At 37.0% G+C, this 22,570-nt stretch carries 21 protein-coding genes and 1 pseudogene; 18 read left to right on the top strand and 4 right to left on the bottom strand.

All coding sequences use genetic code 11. The features are described from left to right. The first annotated feature begins 18 nt into the window (after positions 1-18). The 3 genes from A2J09_RS07730 to A2J09_RS07720 are packed head-to-tail and all read left to right on the top strand — an operon-like array spanning position 19 to position 3,543. Positions 19-1,677 carry an acyl-CoA dehydrogenase FadE gene (locus tag A2J09_RS07730; RefSeq protein WP_012294581.1) on the top strand — a complete coding sequence of 553 codons (1,659 nt, stop codon included), beginning with the start codon at positions 19-21 and terminating at the stop codon, positions 1,675-1,677. A 10-nt stretch (positions 1,678-1,687) separates the two neighbouring features. Next, positions 1,688-2,473, top strand: a complete 786-nt coding sequence (locus A2J09_RS07725) for an enoyl-CoA hydratase-related protein (protein WP_012294580.1) — start codon at positions 1,688-1,690, stop codon at positions 2,471-2,473. Between the two features lie 14 nt (positions 2,474-2,487). Next, a complete protein-coding gene (locus tag A2J09_RS07720; protein ID WP_012294579.1) occupies positions 2,488-3,543 on the top strand; it encodes an enoyl-CoA hydratase/isomerase family protein in 1,056 nt (351 codons plus the stop codon). 109 nt (positions 3,544-3,652) lie between these two features. Here A2J09_RS07720 and A2J09_RS07715 read toward each other — a convergent pair whose 3' ends face one another. Then, a complete protein-coding gene (locus A2J09_RS07715) occupies positions 3,653-4,294 on the bottom strand; it encodes a YczE/YyaS/YitT family protein (RefSeq protein ID WP_012294578.1) in 642 nt (213 codons plus the stop codon). A gap of 121 nt (positions 4,295-4,415) precedes the next feature. Here A2J09_RS07715 and A2J09_RS07710 point away from each other — a divergent pair, with 121 nt between their 5' ends. The 7 genes from A2J09_RS07710 (at position 4,416) to A2J09_RS07680 (ending at position 12,245) form a co-directional block, all read left to right on the top strand. Next, the gene (locus tag A2J09_RS07710; RefSeq protein WP_012294577.1) at positions 4,416-4,934 is read left to right on the top strand and encodes a spermidine/spermine N(1)-acetyltransferase; all 519 of its coding nucleotides are present in this window, start codon (positions 4,416-4,418) and stop codon (positions 4,932-4,934) included. Positions 4,935-5,406: 472 nt separating this feature from the next. Beyond that, positions 5,407-7,227: an IucA/IucC family protein gene (locus A2J09_RS07705; RefSeq protein ID WP_012294576.1), complete on the top strand. Its 1,821-nt coding sequence runs from the start codon at positions 5,407-5,409 to the stop codon at positions 7,225-7,227. Beyond that, complete coding sequence (locus A2J09_RS07700) at positions 7,202-8,947, top strand: IucA/IucC family protein (protein WP_036161739.1); 1,746 nt, start codon at positions 7,202-7,204, stop codon at positions 8,945-8,947. The genes A2J09_RS07705 and A2J09_RS07700 overlap by 26 nt, the downstream gene beginning before the upstream one ends. 2 nt (positions 8,948-8,949) lie before the next feature. Next, entirely contained in the window at positions 8,950-10,182 is a 1,233-nt protein-coding gene (locus tag A2J09_RS07695) for an AMP-binding protein (RefSeq protein WP_036161736.1), read from the top strand. Continuing rightward, positions 10,179-10,436: a petrobactin biosynthesis protein AsbD gene (asbD, locus tag A2J09_RS07690; protein ID WP_031415996.1), complete on the top strand. Its 258-nt coding sequence runs from the start codon at positions 10,179-10,181 to the stop codon at positions 10,434-10,436. Before A2J09_RS07695 ends, asbD begins: the two co-directional genes overlap by 4 nt. Before the next feature lie 13 nt (positions 10,437-10,449). Then, a complete protein-coding gene (locus A2J09_RS07685) occupies positions 10,450-11,424 on the top strand; it encodes a DUF6005 family protein (RefSeq protein WP_012294572.1) in 975 nt (324 codons plus the stop codon). Next, the gene (locus tag A2J09_RS07680; RefSeq protein WP_031415994.1) at positions 11,421-12,245 is read left to right on the top strand and encodes a sugar phosphate isomerase/epimerase family protein; all 825 of its coding nucleotides are present in this window, start codon (positions 11,421-11,423) and stop codon (positions 12,243-12,245) included. The genes A2J09_RS07685 and A2J09_RS07680 overlap by 4 nt, the downstream gene beginning before the upstream one ends. Before the next feature lie 135 nt (positions 12,246-12,380). Here the strand turns inward: A2J09_RS07680 and A2J09_RS07675 are convergent, their stop codons facing one another. Together A2J09_RS07675 and A2J09_RS07670 are read right to left on the bottom strand one after the other, a co-directional pair. After that, positions 12,381-13,859 (bottom strand): Lsa family ABC-F type ribosomal protection protein, encoded by a 1,479-nt coding sequence (locus A2J09_RS07675; protein WP_036161732.1) that lies wholly within the window; start codon positions 13,857-13,859, stop codon positions 12,381-12,383. Positions 13,860-14,306: 447 nt separating this feature from the next. After that, positions 14,307-15,272 (bottom strand): arsenic resistance protein, encoded by a 966-nt coding sequence (locus tag A2J09_RS07670; RefSeq protein WP_036162758.1) that lies wholly within the window; start codon positions 15,270-15,272, stop codon positions 14,307-14,309. A 203-nt stretch (positions 15,273-15,475) separates the two neighbouring features. Here A2J09_RS07670 and A2J09_RS07665 point away from each other — a divergent pair. Beyond that, positions 15,476-15,664 (top strand): annotated as a pseudogene (locus tag A2J09_RS07665) (SDR family oxidoreductase); the annotation flags it as partial. Positions 15,665-15,773: 109 nt separating this feature from the next. Here A2J09_RS07665 and A2J09_RS07660 read toward each other — a convergent pair. Then, entirely contained in the window at positions 15,774-16,109 is a 336-nt protein-coding gene (locus tag A2J09_RS07660) for a 2Fe-2S iron-sulfur cluster-binding protein (protein WP_031415986.1), read from the bottom strand. 552 nt (positions 16,110-16,661) lie between these two features. Between A2J09_RS07660 and A2J09_RS07655 the strand changes: the two genes are divergently transcribed. The 7 genes from A2J09_RS07655 to A2J09_RS07625 all read left to right on the top strand — a co-directional run bounded on the left by A2J09_RS07655 (position 16,662) and on the right by A2J09_RS07625 (position 22,562). Beyond that, entirely contained in the window at positions 16,662-17,030 is a 369-nt protein-coding gene (locus tag A2J09_RS07655) for a DUF2089 domain-containing protein (RefSeq protein ID WP_031415985.1), read from the top strand. A gap of 12 nt (positions 17,031-17,042) precedes the next feature. Next, positions 17,043-17,432 (top strand): SHOCT-like domain-containing protein, encoded by a 390-nt coding sequence (locus A2J09_RS07650; RefSeq protein WP_031415984.1) that lies wholly within the window; start codon positions 17,043-17,045, stop codon positions 17,430-17,432. A 6-nt stretch (positions 17,433-17,438) separates the two neighbouring features. Continuing rightward, a complete protein-coding gene (locus A2J09_RS07645) occupies positions 17,439-17,720 on the top strand; it encodes a hypothetical protein (protein WP_031415983.1) in 282 nt (93 codons plus the stop codon). Between the two features lie 306 nt (positions 17,721-18,026). Next, positions 18,027-18,464: a MarR family winged helix-turn-helix transcriptional regulator gene (locus tag A2J09_RS07640; protein WP_012294563.1), complete on the top strand. Its 438-nt coding sequence runs from the start codon at positions 18,027-18,029 to the stop codon at positions 18,462-18,464. A 391-nt stretch (positions 18,465-18,855) separates the two neighbouring features. After that, on the top strand, positions 18,856-19,734 hold the full coding sequence (gene hslO / locus A2J09_RS07635; RefSeq protein ID WP_036161726.1) for an Hsp33 family molecular chaperone HslO: 879 nt from the start codon (positions 18,856-18,858) through the stop codon (positions 19,732-19,734). A gap of 366 nt (positions 19,735-20,100) precedes the next feature. Further along, entirely contained in the window at positions 20,101-20,853 is a 753-nt protein-coding gene (locus A2J09_RS07630) for an SDR family NAD(P)-dependent oxidoreductase (RefSeq protein ID WP_012294560.1), read from the top strand. Positions 20,854-21,437: 584 nt separating this feature from the next. After that, positions 21,438-22,562 carry an ABC transporter gene (locus tag A2J09_RS07625; RefSeq protein ID WP_012294558.1) on the top strand — a complete coding sequence of 375 codons (1,125 nt, stop codon included), beginning with the start codon at positions 21,438-21,440 and terminating at the stop codon, positions 22,560-22,562. Positions 22,563-22,570 lie beyond the last annotated feature (8 nt).

The following is a 22,570-nucleotide window of genomic DNA, read 5'->3' as shown; positions in this document are numbered from 1 at the left end:
CTTTCAAGGAGGGCTTATATGGATCGACTAAAAAACAACATGACGATCTTTACACCTGAGGATTTCCACGATGAAGAAGAGCTCATTGCAAAAACTGCTGAGCTCTTCATTAAACAGGATGTCTCACCGAATATCTCATCCATTGAACAGCAACAATATGAGATCACCCGACAATTGTTCCAAAAAGCAGGTGATCTTGGATTACTGGCCATTGAAATACCCGAAGCTTATGGAGGACTTGAGCTCAATAAAAAAATTTCTGGTCTGGTAGCAGAAAAAATGGGTTTTGGGGGTTCTTTTAGTGTCTCCTACAATATTCATGCAGGGGTGGGCACATTACCCTATATCTATTTTGGAAATGAGGAGCAAAAGCTGAAATACTTACCAAAGTTGGCTTCTGGAGAATGGATTGGAGCTTACGCCCTTACAGAGTCCGAAGCGGGTTCTGATGCACTGCGCCCCAAAACGAATGCTAGATTAACAGAAGACGGGAAAGCATGGCTAGTAAATGGAGAAAAGCAATGGATTACCAATGCTCAGCTAGCAGACGTCTTCGTTGTATTTGCCCAGACGAATAGGGGGATGACTGCGTTGATTGTCGAACGTTCCATTAAAGGGGTATCCGTGGGTCAGGAAGAAGAGAAGATGGGCATTAAAGGCTCTTCAACGGCCACGCTCATTTTAGAGGATGTTATTGTGCCAATCAATTGTGTTCTTGGAGAGGTTGGCAAAGGACATATAGTCGCTATGAACATTTTGAATATGGCACGTCTAAAGCTTGCCTTTTCTAATATAGGAACGGCCAAACAAGCATTTCAAATAGCCGTGAATTATGGGAAGGGACGGAAACAATTTGAACGACCTATCGTTGACTTTACATTGATACAGGAAAAGCTTGCTGACATGGCCGTTCTGATTTATGGAGCAGAAAGCGGTGCATACCGAACGGCTGGGAAAGTTGATGAGGCTATTGCATCAGCAAGCAATGAAACGATAGTTCAGAAAATATCTGAATTTGCTCTGGAATGCGCACTTCATAAAGTACATTGTTCCGAAGCACTTGGAAGAATAGCTGATGAAGCTGTTCAAATACATGGTGGATATGGCTATATGCAAGATTATGAAGTGGAACGTTTGTATCGAGACGCAAGAATTAACCGTATTTTCGAGGGTACAAATGAAATCAATCGCCTTACAATGGCTAAAATGCTGTGGAAAAAATATGTACAAACAACTGCAATAGAGGGTGATTTTATTCACGCTCAACCATTAGAAAAAAATCACCATTACATCCTTCTCTCCAAGCATTTAATGCAACTAGCTATTCATGTCATTGCAAATACACAAATTCAACTCGAACAGGAGCAAGAATTTATGCGTTTGTTGGCGGATATGGCCATGGAAACGTATGTCATGGAATCAGCCTGGCTCAGGTCGAAAAAAACTGCACATGTCCAAACAAAACAATTAATGACTGACATATTATGCCAGGAGGGTTACCGCAAAATAGAAGAAAGTGCGATTACTATCATTACGGCCGCTGAAAGCAATGAACAAAAACGAGTAAGCTTGCTAAATAACATTCGACAATTAAATATTCCGCTACAGCAAAATCTCTTTATGAAAAAACGGGCACTTGCGAGAACATTCATTGACAACCCAAAAATGATTAGTTAGGAGGAGCAGCATGATCGATACATTTGTCAACGTTAGTAAAGAGGATTCTATTTCAATTATTCATTTAAATCATCCACCTGCAAACACTTTGTCATCAGCCACTATTGAAAACCTACGTCTCATTTTCCAAGAGCTAGCAGAGGATGAAGACACAAGTGCCATTATTATTACAGGCACTGGCCGATTTTTTGTCGCTGGGGCTGATATAAAGGAGTTTGTTTCAGCCTTTGGCCAACAGGAAAAAGCATTGCAAATGGCTCAAGCAGGGCAAACGCTATGCGATGAAGTAGAAGCCATGAAAAAACCAGTTATTGCTGCCATTAATGGACCGGCTCTTGGAGGAGGGCTTGAACTAGCGTTAGGATGTCATTTCCGAATTGCTTCGAATCAAGCCATTCTCGGCTTACCTGAATTAAAGCTTGGGCTACTCCCAACATTCGGGGGGACTCAACGACTTAGCAGAATGACGAATCAAGCAACAGCGCTCCAATTAATTTTAACAAGTAAACAACTGAGTGCAGACGAGGCATTACAGCTAGGTATTATTCAACTCGTAACAGAACCTGAGGAACTTTTGACGACAGCTAAAGCTGTTGCACAGTCCTTTGTTGCGGGTAAAAGTATGACATGTGTCTCTCGTACAATTGAATGTGTGATTCAAAGCACGAAGGATAACCTACAAAAAGGACTTGAACTTGAACGAACGAGTTTTGCTGAGTTATTTTTAACAAATGATGCCAAAGAAGGTGTGCAGGCATTTATTGAAAAAAGACAGCCACACTTTAAACACTGTTAAAGGAGGGGGCCAACATGGCAAACGAAGTTTTATTTTCGGTGGAAGATGGAGGATCAGCCTTCATTACGTTGAATCGTCCTAAAGCTTTAAATTCTCTTTCCACTAACATGCTTAACCTCATTAGAGAAAAATTAAAAGAATGGGAAGCGAATGATCAAATCTGTCTTATTGTACTACAAGGGGCAGGGGAGAAGGGGTTTTGCGCTGGAGGTGACATTAAAACACTTTATCAAGCACAATCCAGTCAAGAAGCATTTAAAGTAGCTGAAAACTTTTTTGAAGTAGAGTATGAAGTGGATTTGGAAATCTATCATTATTCTAAACCAATTATTGCTTGCCTTGATGGCATAGTCATGGGTGGTGGAGTCGGATTAACCTATGGAGCAAGCCACCGAATCGTTACAGAGCGTACAAAATGGGCGATGCCGGAAATGGATATTGGCTTTTTTCCAGACGTTGGCGCGGGCTATTTCTTAAACAAAGCGCCAGGATTTATTGGTTACTATCTGGCATTAACTGCGTCCATTATTAAAGCAGCAGATGTCCTTTTTGCGAACGGAGCAGATCATTATATGACGAGCGATAAGCTATTTGATTTCCTTCAAAGCGTTATACAGACAGATTGGCATTCTAACAATATAAACGCAACCTTACACCAACTAATTAAGAAATATTCTAGTAATCCATCCACGAACAGTGAACTTGAGAAGCTTCAAACAGTAATAAACCATCATTTTTCAAGAAATTCAGTCGAGGAAATCATACAATCCTTAAACCATGACCCAAGCGAATTTGCCCGTGACACGAAGAACTTGCTTTTGTCGAAATCACCTTCCTCTTTAAAAATTACGTTACAGCAGCTTATTGACGCTCGTGAAAAAACAGTAGAGGAATGTTTGAATACAGATTTCATGTTGGCAAGAAACTTTTTAAGACATAAGGATTTCTATGAAGGTGTACGATCTGTTGTGATTGATAAGGATCGTAATCCACGCTATACCTATCAAAACCTAGAAGAATTTACAGAAGAGGAGAAGAAAAAGTTTTTTCAAGAAAATAATGTTACATGATAGACTTCATTTAAAAATCCTGTTCGTAGCAGGATTTTTATCTTTATAGAAGAAAGGGGGAAATGACATCACCCCATTCTAAGCAAGAAACAGAATATTTGGGTTTATACTAGCTTTCAATCTCTTCATTTTGATCATTTAGAGTGGTATTAGAGTGCTGTAGGAGGTTATCTAGTATTCTGCCAGTAATAGGCATAAAGAAATGGAGGATGAGCCCTCCCAAACAAACCGTTATGATTGTTCCAAAGCCAATTGGGCCTTTCCATAGTAACGCCAGCGCTAAAAACAGGAGATAAATAGTAGTTCTTGCAAAAAAGATGCTCCTTTTCGTGAGCTCTTTAATTATTAAGGTTAATCGATCAACAGGTATCGGTGCAAAATTCGTATGTAAATAGGTGGCAGTCCCTAACCCAATCACCATTAAACCTACACCAAAACTAACAACTTGACTATACCAAGCTACAGGCGTTATCCAATTGTGTAACACAAATAACCACATATCAATTCCAATTCCCGTAATAAAGGCTGTCATCAAGCCCAAGAATTCGGGCCTTTGCTTGGTTAACATAGAATTACCAACTATTAAAATAATAGCTATAATAATTTCCCAGCTACCTACAGTCAGCCCTATATTTTTAGACAATCCCACTAAAAGGGCATCGAAGGGGGAAGTGCCTAGATTAGATTGAATAGTTAAAGAAATGCCCAGTGTTAAAATGAAAATGCCTAAGACATAAAAAACATATTTCACTTTTATTACCTCCCTCCACTCTTTATTGCATATACAACAAAAATAAGTTACATTCAATATATATTCTTTTTATTGCATTTGCAATATAAAATACATAAAGAGTTCTGAAGGAGTGTAATCAATGTCAATCAAATTATCAAAATGTAGCATAGGTGATTTAAAAAAACTCCAAGAGGTGAGTATCGAAACATTCAATGATACCTTTAAAGATCATAATTCACCTGAAAATATGACCGCTTACTTGGAGAAAGCATTTACAGAGTATCAGCTGGAAAAAGAATTATCTAATAAAGCTTCAGAATTTTATTTTATCTATAACAATGATGTCATTGCTGGTTACTTAAAGGTGAATGTCAATGATGCTCAGTCTGAACCAATGGGGGATGAGACACTTGAAATTGAACGTATTTATATTCGACAGCCATTTCAAGGAAGAGGTCTTGGCAAATATCTCATCAACAAGGCAGTCGAATTAGCTGAAGCTCAAAACAAAAGCAGCATCTGGTTAGGAGTTTGGGATAAAAATGACAATGCCATAGGCTTTTATAAGAATATAGGCTTTGTGCAGACCGGGGCACACAGCTTTTATATGGGTGAGGAAGAACAAATAGATGTAATTATGACAAAAATATTAATATAAATTTTTAAATAGCAGAAATGTTGCGGTATCAACGTTTTTGCTATTTTTCTATACTTATTTTTCTACAGGTACATCGTTTGTGAAATGGCACGTCTTTCAAACCATAAGAACCTTTGTTTCATTAAACAACTATTCTTGTTTTCTTGTAATATTTAAGCTTTTTAATCCATTAAATATTAAAAATCTCTAATATGTGATGCGGAAAACGCCAACTTTTTCTATACTTTTACCTATTTCAATGGTTTGTATTGTCATATAGGTCTTTAGACAGTTGAGTCATTTCCATATTACCTATAAAATGTAATTATTAATGAAAACGATAATCATTATCAATTGTTAACAACACCTCATTTGTTTCGATTTACTTTTACTTCTCAGTCTTTCTAATAAGTGAGACTTATTTTTTCAACAGTGAGTGATAATCATTATCAATTAATAGTAAAAAGGTTCTGTGAAAGGATTGGTTTATTTCATGCAGCAGATTGCTAAACAGATTGCAAAGAATGCAACGTTTCAGGCGTTTATGAATTGTTATATACGAGAGGTGAGAAGCGGGCATTGGGTCAAAAAGGAGGAATGGATTAAGGAACAACGACTATCAGCCCTGATTACCGAGGCATATATATTAGAGCTTGAGTTACCAAGACAAAACATACGTTTTGCATTTGGCGTGGAATATAAATCTCTTGTTGGAAGACAGGTATTTGGTGCATCGTTGAAATATTGTACAAAACAAAAACAATGGCTTGTTGAGGATAAATTAACGATTCTCATCACGCTTATTCAGGAACTACATTGTACGACTAAAATGGATGGCTGTCTGAAGCTTTCTTCCCATTTTGACGAACTCATTCTTCGCATAATTGAGAGCTATCAAACAATGGCCCATTATATTGAAAAGAGTTTTGAAGGTGACAAGCAACACCGAGCTAGCGATACGTTTATTGAAGCAGAGCAGTCTCTCCTACTTGGTCATTGGCTCCATCCAACACCTAAAAGTAGACAAGGGATGGCAGATTGGCAACAAACCAGTTTTGCTCCAGAGTTACAAGGTTCTTTCCAACTTCACTACTTTCGAGTCGACCGTAAAATGGTGAACGAGGCCTCCGTATTAGAAATAAGTGCTAGTGAACACATTGCTCGATCTTTAATCAAATCACAGCCTGAATTTGTTAAGTCAGAGAATGTCTGTTACATTCCTGTACACCCCTTACAAGCACAATGGCTTCTACAGCAACAGTATGTCAAAAAGGCGATTGCTGAAGATTTAATAAAATACGAAGGAGCACTAGGGGCATATTATACAGCAACCTCTTCAATCAGAACGGTTTACAACGCCCAGGAAGAAATGATGTATAAGTTTTCAATTCCCGTAAAAATAACAAATTCATTGAGGGTCAATAGAACTCATGAACTCAAAGCGGGGATTGCTATGGCTCGATTAATGAAGAAGATAGATTTCTTACAAAAGCATTCATCCTTTCAAATGATGAATGACCCTGCGTATATGACTATAAAGTTTCCAAATCAGACGGAATCAGGATTTGAGGTTATTTTTCGTTCAAACATATTTCCTAAGGGGCATGATGAAGGAATCTGCATGATCGCTACGCTTGTGCAAGAGCCCCTGCTAGAAGAAAAATCAAAGCTATGTCAGCTCATCATGAAAATCGCTCAATCTGAATTCCGGTCATTAGAGAGCGTCAGTTTAGATTGGTTTAAAGTCTATTGGACAAATGCTATTGAACCATTATTAAGATTATACGATGAGCATGGGATCGCTCTTGAAGCCCATCAACAAAATAGTCTGTTAAACATCTCTTCAGGTTATCCAACTAAATATTATTACCGCGATAACCAAGGTTATTACTTATCAAAAGCATATAAAGATGTACTTCTTTCAATAGAACCATCTTTACATGAAACGGAGGAGCTATTTTACGAAGATGCCCTTATCCATGATAGATTTACCTATTATTTATTTATGAATCAATTGTTCCCTGTTATTGCTCGATTTGGAGCAGATCAGTTAATTAATGAAAATGAACTTTTGAAGTGGTCTATGGATCAACTGCACTTATTAGAAAAAGAATTTACAGGTTTTGGAAAAATATTCGTTCGTAACATTCTAAAACAAGAGGAGCTTGCCTTCAAAGCAAACCTATTAACAAGGTTTCATGATGTAGATGAACTGGAGGCCGAACTGGAACAAGCCGTATATACTAAAATTCCTAATCCATTTGTTATTCAGTTTGAGGAGGCAGAGTATGCAGCAGCTACAGCCTTTAGCTAAACAAGGAGAACTCCGTGTAAGGCGGCAGCTTGTAGAAGCAATGATCTTTGAAGGACTAATCAAATATGAAGAAACACGTCTAGATCAAAGGACTATAATTTTTACACTTATTGGACAGAAATACACCTATCGTTGTGAAGGTAGAAGGATGGCATTTGATCGCATTCGAATAAAGGAAGATCATATTTTTTTAGTAAGCGAAGATGAAACGGTACATGAGGCAACACTTGAGGAGCTAGTCGATGAGTTACTGACGAGTCGTCAAGACAAAATTCGATTACTGAAAGAACTTCATGGAACGAATAAGCTTTGTGAATGGAATGAACGACATCTCCAAATGCCCATGTCGAGAAGAAAATCAATCTATGAAGAATTAGAATCGGAAATTATGGAAGGACATCCCTATCATCCTTGTTTCAAATCCAGAACCGGCTTTACAATTGACGACCATGCAGCCTATGGCCCTGAGGGAAAGCAAGCATTTACTCTTCAATGGGTTGCAGTGAGAAGAAGCTATGTACGAATCGCTGTACTTGAGGATGAAGCGAATTTTTGGAAAAGAGAGCTAGGGCATTTACTGTGGGAAACCATTCTTGACAAGCTTGCAGTATTCAAAGGAACATTTGAGGACTATACGTTCTTACCTGTTCACCCATGGCAATGGCGTACCATGAAACAGGAACTTGCTGAATTAATAGAACAAAAAGATTTCATACCTCTTGATGTGAAAGGAGATTACTATAGGGCAACTCAATCAGTGCGAACATTATGGAATTCTTCAGATCCCAAAAAGGCACAATTAAAATGCTCCATGAATATGGTGAATACCTCTTCATTACGAAGGTTACATTCTCATGCTGTTTGTGCTGCTCCTCATATTTCTGCATGGCTTAAACAGGTCATTGAATCCGATGCCTACTTACAAAAGAGCGTTATTGTACTGGAAGAATATGCAGGCATTATTTTTGAACCGGATGCCACAATGCATAGTAGAAAATTAGAAGGTCAGTTTGGCACCATATGGCGAGAAAGTGTGCGCTTGTACATGAAGGAAGAAGAGAAAGCAGTACCGTTTACGGTACTCATGATGACGGAGTTAGATGGGCGTCCTTTTATTGATGACTGGCTATGCCGATATGGAACCGAGGCGTGGATAAAACGATTGATTGAAGTGAGTGTTATTCCTGTTTGGCACTTACTTGTTGCTCACGGAATTGCTGTAGAGGCCCATGCGCAAAATATGATTTTATTGCATCAAAATGGGTGGCCGACACGAATTGTATGGCGGGATTTTCATGACAGTATCGAATATACGGAAGAATTCATTGCCGATAGAAAACTCGTTCCAGATTTTGAAATGATACATGAACGCTTTAAAGATGCACCTGCCGATCAATATTATTGGATGTCTTCTGTAGAGGGTTTACGAGAGTTAGCTATGGATACACTCTTCGTGTTTCATTTAAGTGAGCTATCTTATTTGCTAGAAGAGCATTATGGATACGAAGAAACACGCTTTTGGAGTCAAGTTAACAACGGAATACAGAAGCACTTTTACCGCTTTCCATCTTTATGCCCAAGAAATGAACAGCTTCAGTTTACTAGCACACATATTTATGTTGAATCTTTACTAAAAAAGAAACTGCAAAATCAAGAAGAAGGAAATTTTCGACATATCGTCAACAATACGTTGGCACAAGCAGATGAAAAGGGGAAATAATGATGTTTTATGTTAACGATCAATTTTATACAGTAGAAAATATTGAACAACAATTTGATATATATGAAGGCTTATCTCATCTAAAGGAGTGTAGCAATCGCAGGATAGCGATTTGTACGGATGATGTTTTTCAATATATGACTCTTTGTTTATACATTCGTGAAAATGGAGGATCAGTTGTCCCAATCCATCCGGCTACGCCCAAAGAGGGGGCCATAAGGATTGCTTCTACAGCGGGTAGTCATCTGTTGTTGTTCCAATCGATTGATACGTTTATTGAACTATCCAATCATTCCAATAACCAAGAAGGGGTATTGGTTCAAATGAGCTCAGGTACAACAGGAGCTCCGAAGTGCATTGAACGAACGTGGAGCTCAGTGGAGGAGGAGATTGAAAGTTATGTAAAAGAGTTACCTGTTGATGCCATGACAAATTCTGTTGTTGCTTGTCCAGTTACTCATTCTTATGGATTTATTTGTGGGGTTCTAGCCTGCATAAGAAGAGGAGCAAAGCCGGTTATTATTACGAATAGTAATCCTAAATATATATTGAAAAAGCTAAAAGAACATCCTCAGCACATACTCTATGGAGCTCCAGCGTTACTGTATACATTAAGCCGATTATTACCGATTGATCAACAATTTGATCGTGTGATGACGTCAGGAACTGTGATGCCCCATAGCTGGTTAACATCATTAAGAGAAAAATCTAACCAAGTACTACAGCAGTATGGATGCTCCGAATCTGGCTGTGTTGCGATTCACCCTCATGTGGAAGATCCAAAAGAGATGGGATATCCTCTACCTCATGTAAAGGTGACAGCTGGTGACAAACAAAGACCTAGCGAGATTATCATTGAAACGTCTACACAAACGATTTATACGAAAGACCTTGGCTATATAGAACATAATATTCTTTCTTTTCTTGCAAGAATCGATGACACAATTAATGTAGCAGGCTTGAATGTGTATCCGCAAGAAGTAGAAAGCGTGTTAATGGATGAGCCAAGAATAACGGAAGCCGTCGTATATAAGAAACAGGATAATTTATCAGGAGAGCGAGTTTGTGCACTCTATGTGTCTTCTGAACCAATCGATACTATAGAACTTAGAGAATGGTGCCGGAAACTTCTTGCCCCCCATCAAATTCCGATTGAGTTCATATTTGTTCATGAAATCGAAAAGCTACCTAATGGAAAAGTAAGTAGAAAAAAACTTGGAGGCATCCCTGTATGAGTCGGCAACAATTGATTAAGAGCATCTATGATATTATGGAAAATTCATTAGAGTTGCAGACACTGTCTTCTTTTAATGAAGATGCCCGATTAAATGAGGATTTATATATGGATTCAATTATGGTTCTTCAACTCATCCTTCATATAGAATTGGATCTTGGCATTTCCATTCCCGATGAGGGGCTCGTTCCGAAAGATTTCAAAACAGTAGGGACACTAGCAAGCTTCTTAGAAGAACAGCAAAAGATAGATTAATCGGAGGCTAAAAATGATAAAAGTTCATTGTTTTGTAAGCTGTGTTTGTGAGGTTATTAAGAAAACAAAGGGTGTCGATCATAGGCCTTACTATTTTGGGGTATGGGATGCAGATTTCGATGTGCTTGATAATGGTGTGCTCACATACCATTCTGAACAAATAGATCATTATTTCTTTCAAACATGGTATGAAATGCTCTATGGCATCAAGCTTTACAAATGGTATGACGAAAAACAAACCAAACAAGAAAATATCAACAAGCTACTAGGGTTATTAGCGCATAAATCTCCCCAGCAACATGTAATGGTAATGTTAGATTTATCGAAGCTTCCAGAACGAGAGAATAAATTTCATCAAAGTCCATTCCCTCACTATGTGATGCTAGAATCGACAGAAAATGAAGAAGAGTGGTTCATGTATGATCCTGATTTTCGCTGGGAAGGGTTATTACCAAAGGAAAGAATTTTAGCTGCTATCCAAGAGCCATCTGTAGGAGGAGGCTATTACTTTGATTCGGAGACAATCATTGCTCCAACTACCGAGACGGTGGAATCCTATTTTAATACATGTATCAAGCTTCATTGTAATCCATTGACAGATACCATTGCTGAAATTATTAAAGAGCATACTGCTGGGAATGACAAAGAAAGTATATCAAAACTTCCAGCTGCAATAAAACAATTGCCAGTTATAGCGATTAGAAAGTATGCATATGAGCATGCGTTTGCATTTTTTTGGGAAGCACTTGGCCGCGCTGAAGAAGGCTTTGATAAATGGTGTGATGATATTGAGCGTTTAGTGAATGGCTATACTACGATTCAGTATCGGGTGATGAAACTTGCGATGACGCAAGACCCGCTAGTAACAGAAGATATTTTTGCGAAGTTAGCAAAACAAAATCTCCTTGAGTTCAACATAAAGCAAGGATTACATGAATGTTTTCAAGCATGGTTAACACTACAGCATAAGAAAGAGGTCCAGTTATGAAACTATCTATTTGTACAATTTCGTTTCGCCACTATCTTCACTCAATAGATCAATTGGCTGACTTTGCCAAAGCTCAAGGCTTTCAAGGGATCGAGCTCTGGGGTGTTCATGCAAAGAATTTGGCTGATGACCTTCATTATGGAGCGGATTGGTTAAGATCTTTCGGTTTGGAAACGAGCATGCTTAGTGATTATTTACCATTAGATGCTCCTATTTCTGAGATGATGGCTGAAACGGAGAGGTTATCTGCACTTGCGGAACGCTGGGGAACCAATAAGATTCGTACATTTGTCGGAAAGAAGGGCAGCTCAGACACAAGTAAGAAAGAAAGAGAGGAACTTACTTTCAGACTAGAATTGCTCTGTGATTATCTTGAGTCAAAGGGACAATATTTACTTGTTGAAACTCATCCGAACACTTTGACAGATAATTTACCATCAACCATGCAGCTACTCGAAGAAACGAATCACCCAAGGCTACGAGTAAATTTTGACGTATTACATGTATGGGAATCAGGGATAAACCCTATTATCGCTATGGAGCAACTTCGTCCTTATATTTTACATTTCCACTTTAAAAATATTGCCTCCCGTACACAACTTGATGTTTTTGCACCACATAATGTTTATGCTGCATCAGGGTCTAGAGAAGGGATGGTTCCATTATTTGAAGGAGTCATTGATTATGGAGAATTCCTAGCGGAAGTAGATTCAACCATGGAGATAAATGCCTCACTGGAATGGTTTGGATCGAATGTGAAGAGTGTTTTAACAAAAGATATTCACGATGTTAAGAAGGCTTTGCAGCTGGTGCAAATATAATAAGTATAAGGCTATAGAGAATCCCAAGGAAAAATATGTATCATCTTTTCCTTGGGATTTTGTCTTTTTATTAGGGAGATACGCTTAGAGAGCTATTAATTTACAAACGTTCAGTTTTTATAGTTTCCTACTTAGCTACATAGAAATAATTTTGGTTGCCACGGTTTGCTGAAATGCCTGGTCATGCTCTACAAACACCATTGTAGGATTAAAGCTTTGGATGAGCTCTTCAATTTGCAGACGGGAATAGATATCTATAAAATTAAGTGGTTCATCCCAAATATATAAATGTGCTTTCTCACATAAACTTTTGGCAATAAGTAGTTTTTTCTTTTGTCCACCTGAATAATGAGCAATATCCTTCTCAAATTGGATTCGATCAAAATCCATTTTACGAAGGATGGATTTAAACAATGTTTCATCAATGCCGTTATCTTCAATAAAATCCGATAACGATCCCTTCAAATGGGAAGTATCCTGTTGAACATAGGATATTATGAGACCCGAGCCTACATGAATGTTGCCCGTATGCTGTATGTCGTTTCCAAGAATGAGTTTTAAAATACTACTTTTTCCGCTTCCATTTTTTCCATCAAGGACAATACGATCACCTTGCTCAACTTTAAAGCTTAATGGCTGATTAATCATTTGGTCATCATATCGAACAGATACATCGGTCAACGTCATTAGTTGCTTTGACTGAAACGTCAATGGCTCTAATTTTAATGACTCCGTCTTTTCTACATTTTTTAGCAATTTTGATTTTTCATCAATCGCTTTTTGTTGTCTTGATTCAATGTGCTTCGATCTCTTCATCATCTTAGCCGCCTTATGTCCGACAAAGCCTTTATCTAGCTTAGAACCTGAATTCGTCGTCCCATTTTTGGAAGCCTCGACTTGGTTGGACCAGCCTGCTGAACGCTTCGAGGAATGTTTTAATCTTTCTATATCCTTTTGTAGACGATGGTTTGTTGCTTCCTCGTGCTCCTGCTGTCTATCAAAATTTAACTTCCATGAAGAATAGTTACCACTTTGAACGTCAATATTTGCTCGATTAATGGATAGGATATGGTCCACACAGCCATCTAAAAACGTTCTATCATGCGAAATCAAAATAAATCCTTTTTTCTTCTTCAAATAGTTAGCAACCATTTTTCGCGCATCTGTATCTAGATGGTTAGTCGGCTCATCAATTAATAGAAATTGGCCCTCCGTCAAGAAAAGGGCAGCAAGCAATACCTTCGTTTGTTCTCCGTTCGATAATGTATTAAAGGGTCGGTACATGACCTCCGCATCTACATGTAGATACGATATTTCGCGAAGATACTCCCAATCCTCTGCCTGCGGGCAAATCTCCTCAAATATTTCATACGTAAATTTGTTTCGATCAGCAACAGGGTAGGGGAAATAAGTAAAGTCTACCGAAGCATTAATTTTCCCACTATACTCATAATGCCCTAATAATAAATGAAAGAATGTTGTCTTCCCTCGACCATTTCTACCGATAAATCCTAGTTTCCAATCCGTATCTAATTGAAAGTTAACACCTTCAAAAATAGGATCAAAGCTACCTGGATAGGAAAATGTTAAATTTTGAACTTGTATCATTGACATGATAATTCCTCCTTTGTATAGCAACACGTTTTTCTTTCTTATATACAAAGTCGGCATATCCATCTGGTGTTCATGTCTCCGCATAAGTAGGATGGATATTAACGACTTATACGGAGATTTACATGTGTAACAATTGTGTCTAAATCGCTCATTTTCCACACTCCTTTTTTGAATTTTGATGTAACTATGAGAGAATAAAAAAATCCCCCCAATTTCATTGGAAGGATTAGTCGGTTACAGGTAATAATAAAGGACCTTTTTGCCATAGGAAAATGACAAATAAAGTATAAACTGATGAATAAAAATGGACAGACTAATCCTATATTTTGTAGTTTGAAGTAATTGATTTCAACTTAAAATATAGATTAGTTCATCATTGTTCATCCATCAGTCCTCTCATAATTGTATATTCATCGTACCAAATTTTTTCATGAATGACAAATCAGCCTATTGTTCGCGTAACAGTAAATGAGGCACAATACGAATGTACATGATTTCTCCTATAATTTCGACAATCGTTTGTGTAACGATAATAGCAACCACAACTGTATGAATTGAATCCGGTAAAGATAAGGCCAAGGGCAGAACGACAAGTGAATTGCGTGTTGAACCACTAAAAATTAAAGCTCGACCAGATGCAAGATCAAGTTTGAATCGTTTGCCGATGTGTTTTGAAATAAATGGCATGATAAGCATAAAGGCAATATAAATTGGAATGACCTTTACAATCAAATCAATGGACGACGATAGTTTTCCAATTTGTGAAGCTACAACAACAAACAATGTTAACGCCATAAACGGAACAGGTAGCCATGCAGAAAAATGAATAATTTTTTGACCAATTATTGATTTTTTAGCTAGTAGTTGAAAAATAATAGCAATGACTAATGGGATGACGATCAGCTCTAAAAATGCCTCTAGGAAAGGACCTTTTTCAACTATTTCCGATGCTTCATGACCAATAAATAACCACAAATAGAAGGGGAGTAATAGCATTTGGGTAATGAAAAGAATAGGTGTGGAAATCAGCATAGCTTTTTCATTACCACCACCAAGTGCTGTAAAAACAATGACATAATCAATACAAGGTGTCAGTAATACTAAATAGACACCAAGTAATAAAGGCGGGTGGTTTGGAAAAAACAAAGTTAGTAGCCAAACAACAATGGGTACCGCTATATAGTTGACCGTTAGCAGAGCTCCCAAAAAACGACGGTTAGAAAAGGATTCTTTTAATGTAGTAAAAGGAATTTGTGAAAACATGCTATACATTAAAATAGCTATGACAAATGAAATGGTAATGTCTAAATGGATGCCCATCTCAGGGGCGAATAACCCTATACCTCCTGCCAACAATAAAACGAATACATACAGGGAAATCTGATTTCTTTCTAATGTTTCTCTTGCAATCATCATCATTGAACTCCTATTTTTTTAACCCCGTATATTTACTAGGGGAATTCCTCTATAAAAGTATCATATAAAAGGACCTTATTGGATGATATAAGCAAATTCCTTCATAAAAACAGATTTTTAATCGCAAGAAAATACCTATCCCCATTCGGGTGGGGGTTCGGAGTCAGTAGAAATCAGCTAATAGAACGACTCCATATCATGAAAGTTTGACAATGGTAGAAGCTGAAGCGCGCTTTATGAAGGAGAATCGACCAACTTCTATTATACAACGACTTATTCGCCCAGAGGAAATTGCTAATTTCGTCACGTTTTTATGTAGTCCACTGTCATCTGCCATCAATGGCTCTGCATTAAGGATTGATGGTGGATTAGTAAGCAGTGTATTTTAAGAAAATTTCCATCATATAAATACAATCATTAGCCTTGGAATACTATTAAAACATAAATATTAAGAACAAAAACGCGGGTTTAGTCTCCGCGTTTCTTTAACATTAAGGATTATTCTGCTGGTCTTGGTCCTCTATTGCCCTTTGTATTTTCAGAAGTTAGAATGGGGCGAACAGTAATATCACTAATGACACGGATTTGACAAGATAGTCGTAAGCAGTCGTCATATAAATTCTCATCTATATTTTTTAAAGCGAAGGCTGTTTTTTCTACTTTTGAAATATCTTTATACTCACCAGCTAAAACCTCCACTCTACAAGTGGTACATTTAGCTTTTCCGCCACATTGATGATAAATTTCTATCCCATTTTCCTCAAGTGCTAGCACTAGTTTTTTTCCTTCCTCAACTTCAAAAGTTTTTCCTCCAAACACGGTGACAAATGGCATCTAATAATACTCCCTTCATTTTTTCCTTATGGGGTTAACGAAGTAAATGTTTTTATCAGTTTGTATGGATGCTGCTATTTTTATACAAAAATCAATTTGAACAATAATACCTAGCGAGGATACTTGTATGGTGGAAATCCTTCCAATTCATACGCTGGGAAAACCACTCTATTTAAAGGATTACGCCCAAATCCGCCGTACATGGGGGATATATTTCCCTTGGATATGGGGAAATTTTCTTGTCACTTTCTAACCTTCTATCGGTGGCAAGCACTTAAATTTGGGTTAAGTACCTACTTTACTACTACTATTTCAGTATCTTGGATTGAAATCGATGAACGAAGGCGAATTTTTGTTTTCCCATATTGCCTCTACATACTCCATTTCTATATCGTCTCTTCACTTTATATTAACGTTGTTTCGTAAAAAATTAATTATTTCAAACTGCATATTAATATTTTTAATTTTTTTGGATAAATAATTAAACTTAATTATTTATTTTTTAAATTCTTTGTTATATAATCAAATCAACCTAAAGAAAGGAATTTCATTATGGCCTATCAAGTAATCACAAATTGTCCTGTTTGCAGTCAAACATTGAAAATTACAAAGTTGCAGTGCTCTCATTGCCACACTACAATCGAAAATGAGTTTGAATTATCGAAACTGGCCTCCTTATCAAAGGATCAGCTTCATTTTGTGGAAGTATTTTTAACTTGTAGAGGGAATATTAAAGATGTTGAAAAAGAACTTGGGATTTCATATCCAACAGTTCGAGGAAAGCTAACAGATATTATTTCATCCCTCGGACATGTGGAGAAGAAGAAGAAAAATGAAGTAGACGAGAAAAATGTTGTTACGCTGCTAGAAAAGGGTGAAATCACAGCGGAAGAAGCCATTAAGCTTTTAAAAGAGGAATAGGAGGAAATGATCATGAAAGAGGAAATTGCACGAGTGTTAACGATGGTTCAGGAAGGAAAAATCGATGCAGAAAAAGGTTCAGAACTTATTCAAGTACTGCAAGAGAAAGATGAAGCAGGAAATAAGCTATTAGATAAACCAGCTAAGTATTTAGATAAAACTTTAAAAGTTCGTATTGTCTCAACTGAAAATGATAACGTAACAGTCAATTTACCTATCAAGCTGGTCAAGGTGGTATTAATGGCTGGACATAGTATCGCAGCTAGTATTCCTCAATCGGAAAAATACGTGAAAGATCTAGATATTAATCTTATAATGGAAGCCATCGAAAACGAATTAGATGGCCAAATCGTTGATATTAAATCGGCAAACGGGGATTCCGTTTCTGTGTTCATTGACTAGTGACTGATGATACATGTCAAAGTGAAAACAAAGGATGTTCGGCTTACCATCCCAATCCCATATGCTATGTTAAATATTGTTATTTCCATTTTGTCTTCACCATTATTTCAGCGGAATATAAACAAATGGACAAAAGAATACTTTGAAAGAAAAAAACTGAACTTTACTTTGCCGCCACTAGACAAAAAAACACTCAAGCCCATTGTCCAGGAGCTCAAGCATTATAAAGGCATCGTGCTAGTTGATGTCAAAGCACAGGATGGTACAGTAGTAAAAGTTAAATTATAATTTATTGACATACAACCACTTACATCTGAAATAGTAGGTGGTTTTTTTTACATATTCGCTACCAATAAACACGTCAAAAAAAGTTTAATAGAACCACTATCCAATTCGTCCATGAATTTGTACCTATATAGGTTTTTCTGCGAAATCACCACGCTAGATGTCAGATAACCATTAAAGTGTTCTACATCTATTATCAATCATAACTTACATCTAGCTACTAAATGGCTACCGAAAATCATTGTGGAAAAATGAGTATATAAGTTGAAATAACTTCAAAATTGAACTATTCTAAAGGCGGTGATATGAATGGCAGAGATACAAGCACATGAAGCAATTTTATTTAACTCCATAATTTCTACCGCAGTACAAGATGAATTAAAACAAGAGTTAAAACGATTAGGCTACACGGACTTAGCCCCAAGCCATTTCATGCTGTTATACGTTGTGTACAAAAATGGGGGACGCATACAAATAAAATGTATTTGTGATACAATGCAAAAACAAAAATCAACGATTACTGAAATGATTCTCCGTTTAGTCAAGTCTGGTTATCTTGTAAAAGAGGGACATAGCCAGGACAAACGAGTCATGTATGTGGTTGCAACTAAAAAAGCACTGGAGGTCCAGAAATATTTTGAAGAAATCTTTGATCATCTGACAACCAAAATGTTTCATGGATTTAGTGAGGAGGAGAAAGCTACTTCTTTTACTCTACTTCAAAAAGTGTTAGGTAATTTGAGTTAGAGCAGCTATGTTCTAACTTTTATTCCCTCTAATAGTTCATAATTGAACTATTTGTATAGAATTTGTCCTCTCAACACGTAGATGTATATTAGACATAGTGAAATAAAGGACTCTTGGACTAACGAATTTTTCCCACTATGTGCTTTACAATACGTAGGCTGTTTATTGGCTATGTAGAAACAGAAGCCCATGCCAATAAAAGAGAAATGACAACATGTATTTTTACAGACGGCACTCGCATGATACGCAACTGAGGTCTTTGTGACATGTATAACACAATCATTAGATTATTGAATCGTCGATGGGCAAATTGTTGGGCTTGTGGCGTAAAAAGGCGATGATGTATGATGCAGATTCATCTTTTAATAAAATGAAGAAAAGAGAGATAATAATGAAGGATTATTTAGTAAAAGGTTTAGCCTATAACGGACAGGTTCGAATAATAGCAGCAAGGACAGTCGATACAGTAGGTGAAGCACAACATCGTCACTATACATGGCCGACTGCATCAGCAGCGTTAGGACGTTCAATGACTTTCGGCGTGATGCTTGGTTCTATGTTAAACAATGAAGATAAATTAACCATTCGAATCAATGGTGGAGGCGATTTAGGTACAATCCTTGTAGACGCTAACGCGAATGGAAAAGTACGAGGATATGTTACGAATCCGCAAACACATTTCCCCCTCAACAGTATTGGCAAATTAGATGTTAGAAGAGCCGTAGGAACAGATGGTATGGTAACGATTTCAAAGAATATTGGTCTACAACAACCCTTTGTAGGACAAGTACCTATTATTTCAGGGGAGTTAGGGGAAGATTTCACATACTATTTAGCACAGTCAGAACAAATTCCTTCTTCAGTGGGGGTAGGAGTGATCGTGAACCCTGATAATACAATCCAAGCAGCAGGCGGCTTTATTATTCAAGCATTACCTGGTACAGCAGTAGAAATTATTGAAGAAATTGAAAAGCGTTTGGACAGAATTCCTACCATTTCAGCAATGGTACGTGATGGCCTAACACCGGAAGAAATTCTAACTATGGTTGTAGGAGAGGGGAATGTAAAAATTCTCGAAACACAAGAAGTACTATTCCAATGTACTTGCTCAAAAGATCGCTCTACTAAAGTGCTAGTTAGCTTAGGAAGCGCAGAACTCCAAGATATGATTGAAACAGATGGTCAAGCAGAAACACAATGTCACTTCTGTAATGAAACGTATCAATTTAACAAAAGTGAATTAGAAGCCATGTTAGAACAGGCCGTTTAATCTTTAAAATAAGTAACCAAAATTTATACCCACATTGGTAAAATGAATGCACGCTAAAGGAACTGACTTCCGTTCTTTTTAGCGTACATTCATTTTTTTGGTTACACTTAATCATGTTCTTTATTAAGAAAAGCATTTTATTATATGATTAGCTAATAGATTTGAACTTTAGCTGAAATTAAATCTATTCAGATACCTTTCAATTAAAATCTTTTTCACAAGACATGGACTGAATAAGCAAGGATTTAATCCCCGCAACAATCCAACATAATAGCGATAGTTAAACATGTATATCGAAGCTTCTTTAAAAGGGTTTACCATAGAAATGGAGAATAACTATTGTAAACATTTGTTAGGAGAGAAGCTATGCAGAACTTATTAGGACAGGTTGTTCTCATCACAGGCGCAAGCTCCGGTATTGGGCTTGCTACCGCAGAGCTGATGGCATCTAAAGGCGCTAAAGTAATTATTCATTATCATACAAATGTGAATGGGGCCATGGAAGCTGTCCAACGTATTCAAGAAAAGGATGGAGAGGCTATGGCCATTCAAGCTGATGTTACGAATAAAGAAGAAGTGAATGCAATGGTTGACCAAGCTATTTCCTCCTTTGGTGCGATTGATGTTTTAGTTAATAACGCTGGAGGAGGTATCCAACAAAGTACATTTATGGATATAAGTGAAAGACTATTGGAAGAAACGTTCAACTTAAATGTTACTAGTGTTCTCTTATGTTCCCAAGCTGTATTAAAGTATATGATTCCTAAAAAATCCGGAAAAATTATCAATATCTCTTCGGCGGCTGCACGAATTGGAGGAGCGGGAGAAAGTATTCATTATGCATCTGCTAAAGGAGCGATAAATACAATGACGATTGGTATGTCACGAGAACTAATTGACTATTGGATTATTGTAAATGGGGTAGCGCCAGGAATGGTAGAAACACCTTTTCACAATAAATTTGCTCCTGGCGATAATCGTCTCGAGCGTATGACTTCAACTGTACCTATTAAACGGCCTGCAACCCCTGAGGAAATAGCAGAAGTAATTGCCTTCCTCACTTCTGATGCCTCCAATTATATTCTTGGTGAAATTATAAATGTTAGTGGTGGGAGATAAATAACATTGTAGAACGTGTATTTCAGGCTTTGTTGCTGCTAATAAACATGGCATAGATATCGAAATAATAGAGTTTCACCAAGAAAAACCTGCTCAAACTCGCATACCATGATGTTCAAGAATGTTTAAAGAAGAATTGGATGGCCTATTCGCATTGTAGGGCTATGAACAAGCCTGCTGTGGCTATTGTAGAAAAGATAGGGTTCCAGAAATATATGTGGTACTAGGCATTCAAGCCATTTTAATAGTAGATCATTTAAGGACTGTCAAAAGCAGTCCTTTTACTTTTGTCGTGATGAATGTACCTGTAACGAAAAAACTATTTTTAAAGCGGTGCATTGATAATGACTATACAAAATTGAAAGCTAATAATACGCAACATGAAAATTTGAATGGTTTAATAGTTTAGTTATTAAAAAGGAACTAAATTATATAGTATCTTATTATTATTTTGCTATTCCTCCAAAATCGTTAGTCTTTTTATTCGTAATATTCTAAACCTTTAATATACAAAAAATTGAAAAAATATCCACAAAGCATTATCATAGTAATCTAAAGACTTTCACATTGAAGAAGCTAGGAGGATGACCGTGTTAAAAGCATTAAAAGTAGGTCTAGTGATAGAGCGAGCGAATCGACGAAATTTAGTTGCACTAATAGCTGTTGTCATGATCGTTTTTGGCTTTATGTTTTATATAAAGGCGCAAGCCGTTGGTAATCAGCTTATTGAAAAAAAGGGTGATTATTATTCAACACAGGCCATACTATCAAAGTTTCAGGTGAAGGATGCCTCGGAAACAGGTGATGGCAGCGATATATTTAAAAATTTAACGAAGCAAAAAAGTAAGATTGCATTGCAAATAGCCACATTAACGATGGACAGACAATCCATGTATTATGAGGCGTCACTTCAGCTTGCTGAATTAAGACAAGAGGCATTCCAATTAGAAGGATACCATGATATCGCAGAATTATTACCCTCTAAATTACAAAATTCGATGGACTATCTTTATTTTAAATGGATGAATGATGCGGGAAGGGATAAAATAACTGACTTATTTCAATACATACCTTTCTTATTATTTTTCTTTAGTTACGTAGGTGCAGGCTGGTACATATTTATTAGCTTCCAAACAAGTTCTATTTTGCTAGATGATTTTGAGCATTCTAGTTTAATTCAAGGCTTTCCTGTTCGTTTTGATTCTTATATTTTATCCAAATGTATGATTTCTTTGTTCACCATCATCACAAGCTTTTTACTCATTTTTATTTGCGCCAGTCCATTGTGGGTATTAAATGGACTTGGTAACCCACAAGATCCAGTAGGCATATACGTAGGAGATGCTGTATTAATCTCTTCTATCCAATATATCGCGATGAGCCTTGGCTATATGTTCGTCATTTCCATTTTCGTCATGCTATTGTCGATTATATTAAATGTGTTACTGAAAAATATGTATTTAACATTATTTATACACTTTATTTTGTTCTTTTTACCGATGATTTTTCCATCACTAATTAGTGTATTTCCCTATAATCCTTTTAATTTCATGAACTTCAATGATATTTTAGGAGGCGTACCAGTTGATTTAGCACAGCCTGTTGAGATTACGATGAATCTTGGCTTACTTATTTTGTTTATCTGTATTATTTTAATGTTGTTCACTATTAAAACGTTTTTCTCAACAGGGAAAATCAAAAGGGCATAGGGGAGGTA

Source organism: Lysinibacillus sphaericus (assembly GCF_001629735.1).
In the GTDB taxonomy this organism is placed as follows: domain Bacteria; phylum Bacillota; class Bacilli; order Bacillales_A; family Planococcaceae; genus Lysinibacillus; species Lysinibacillus pinottii.
The sequence above is the reverse complement of the archived record's forward strand: the minus strand, read 5'-3'. Positions and strand labels throughout refer to the sequence as shown.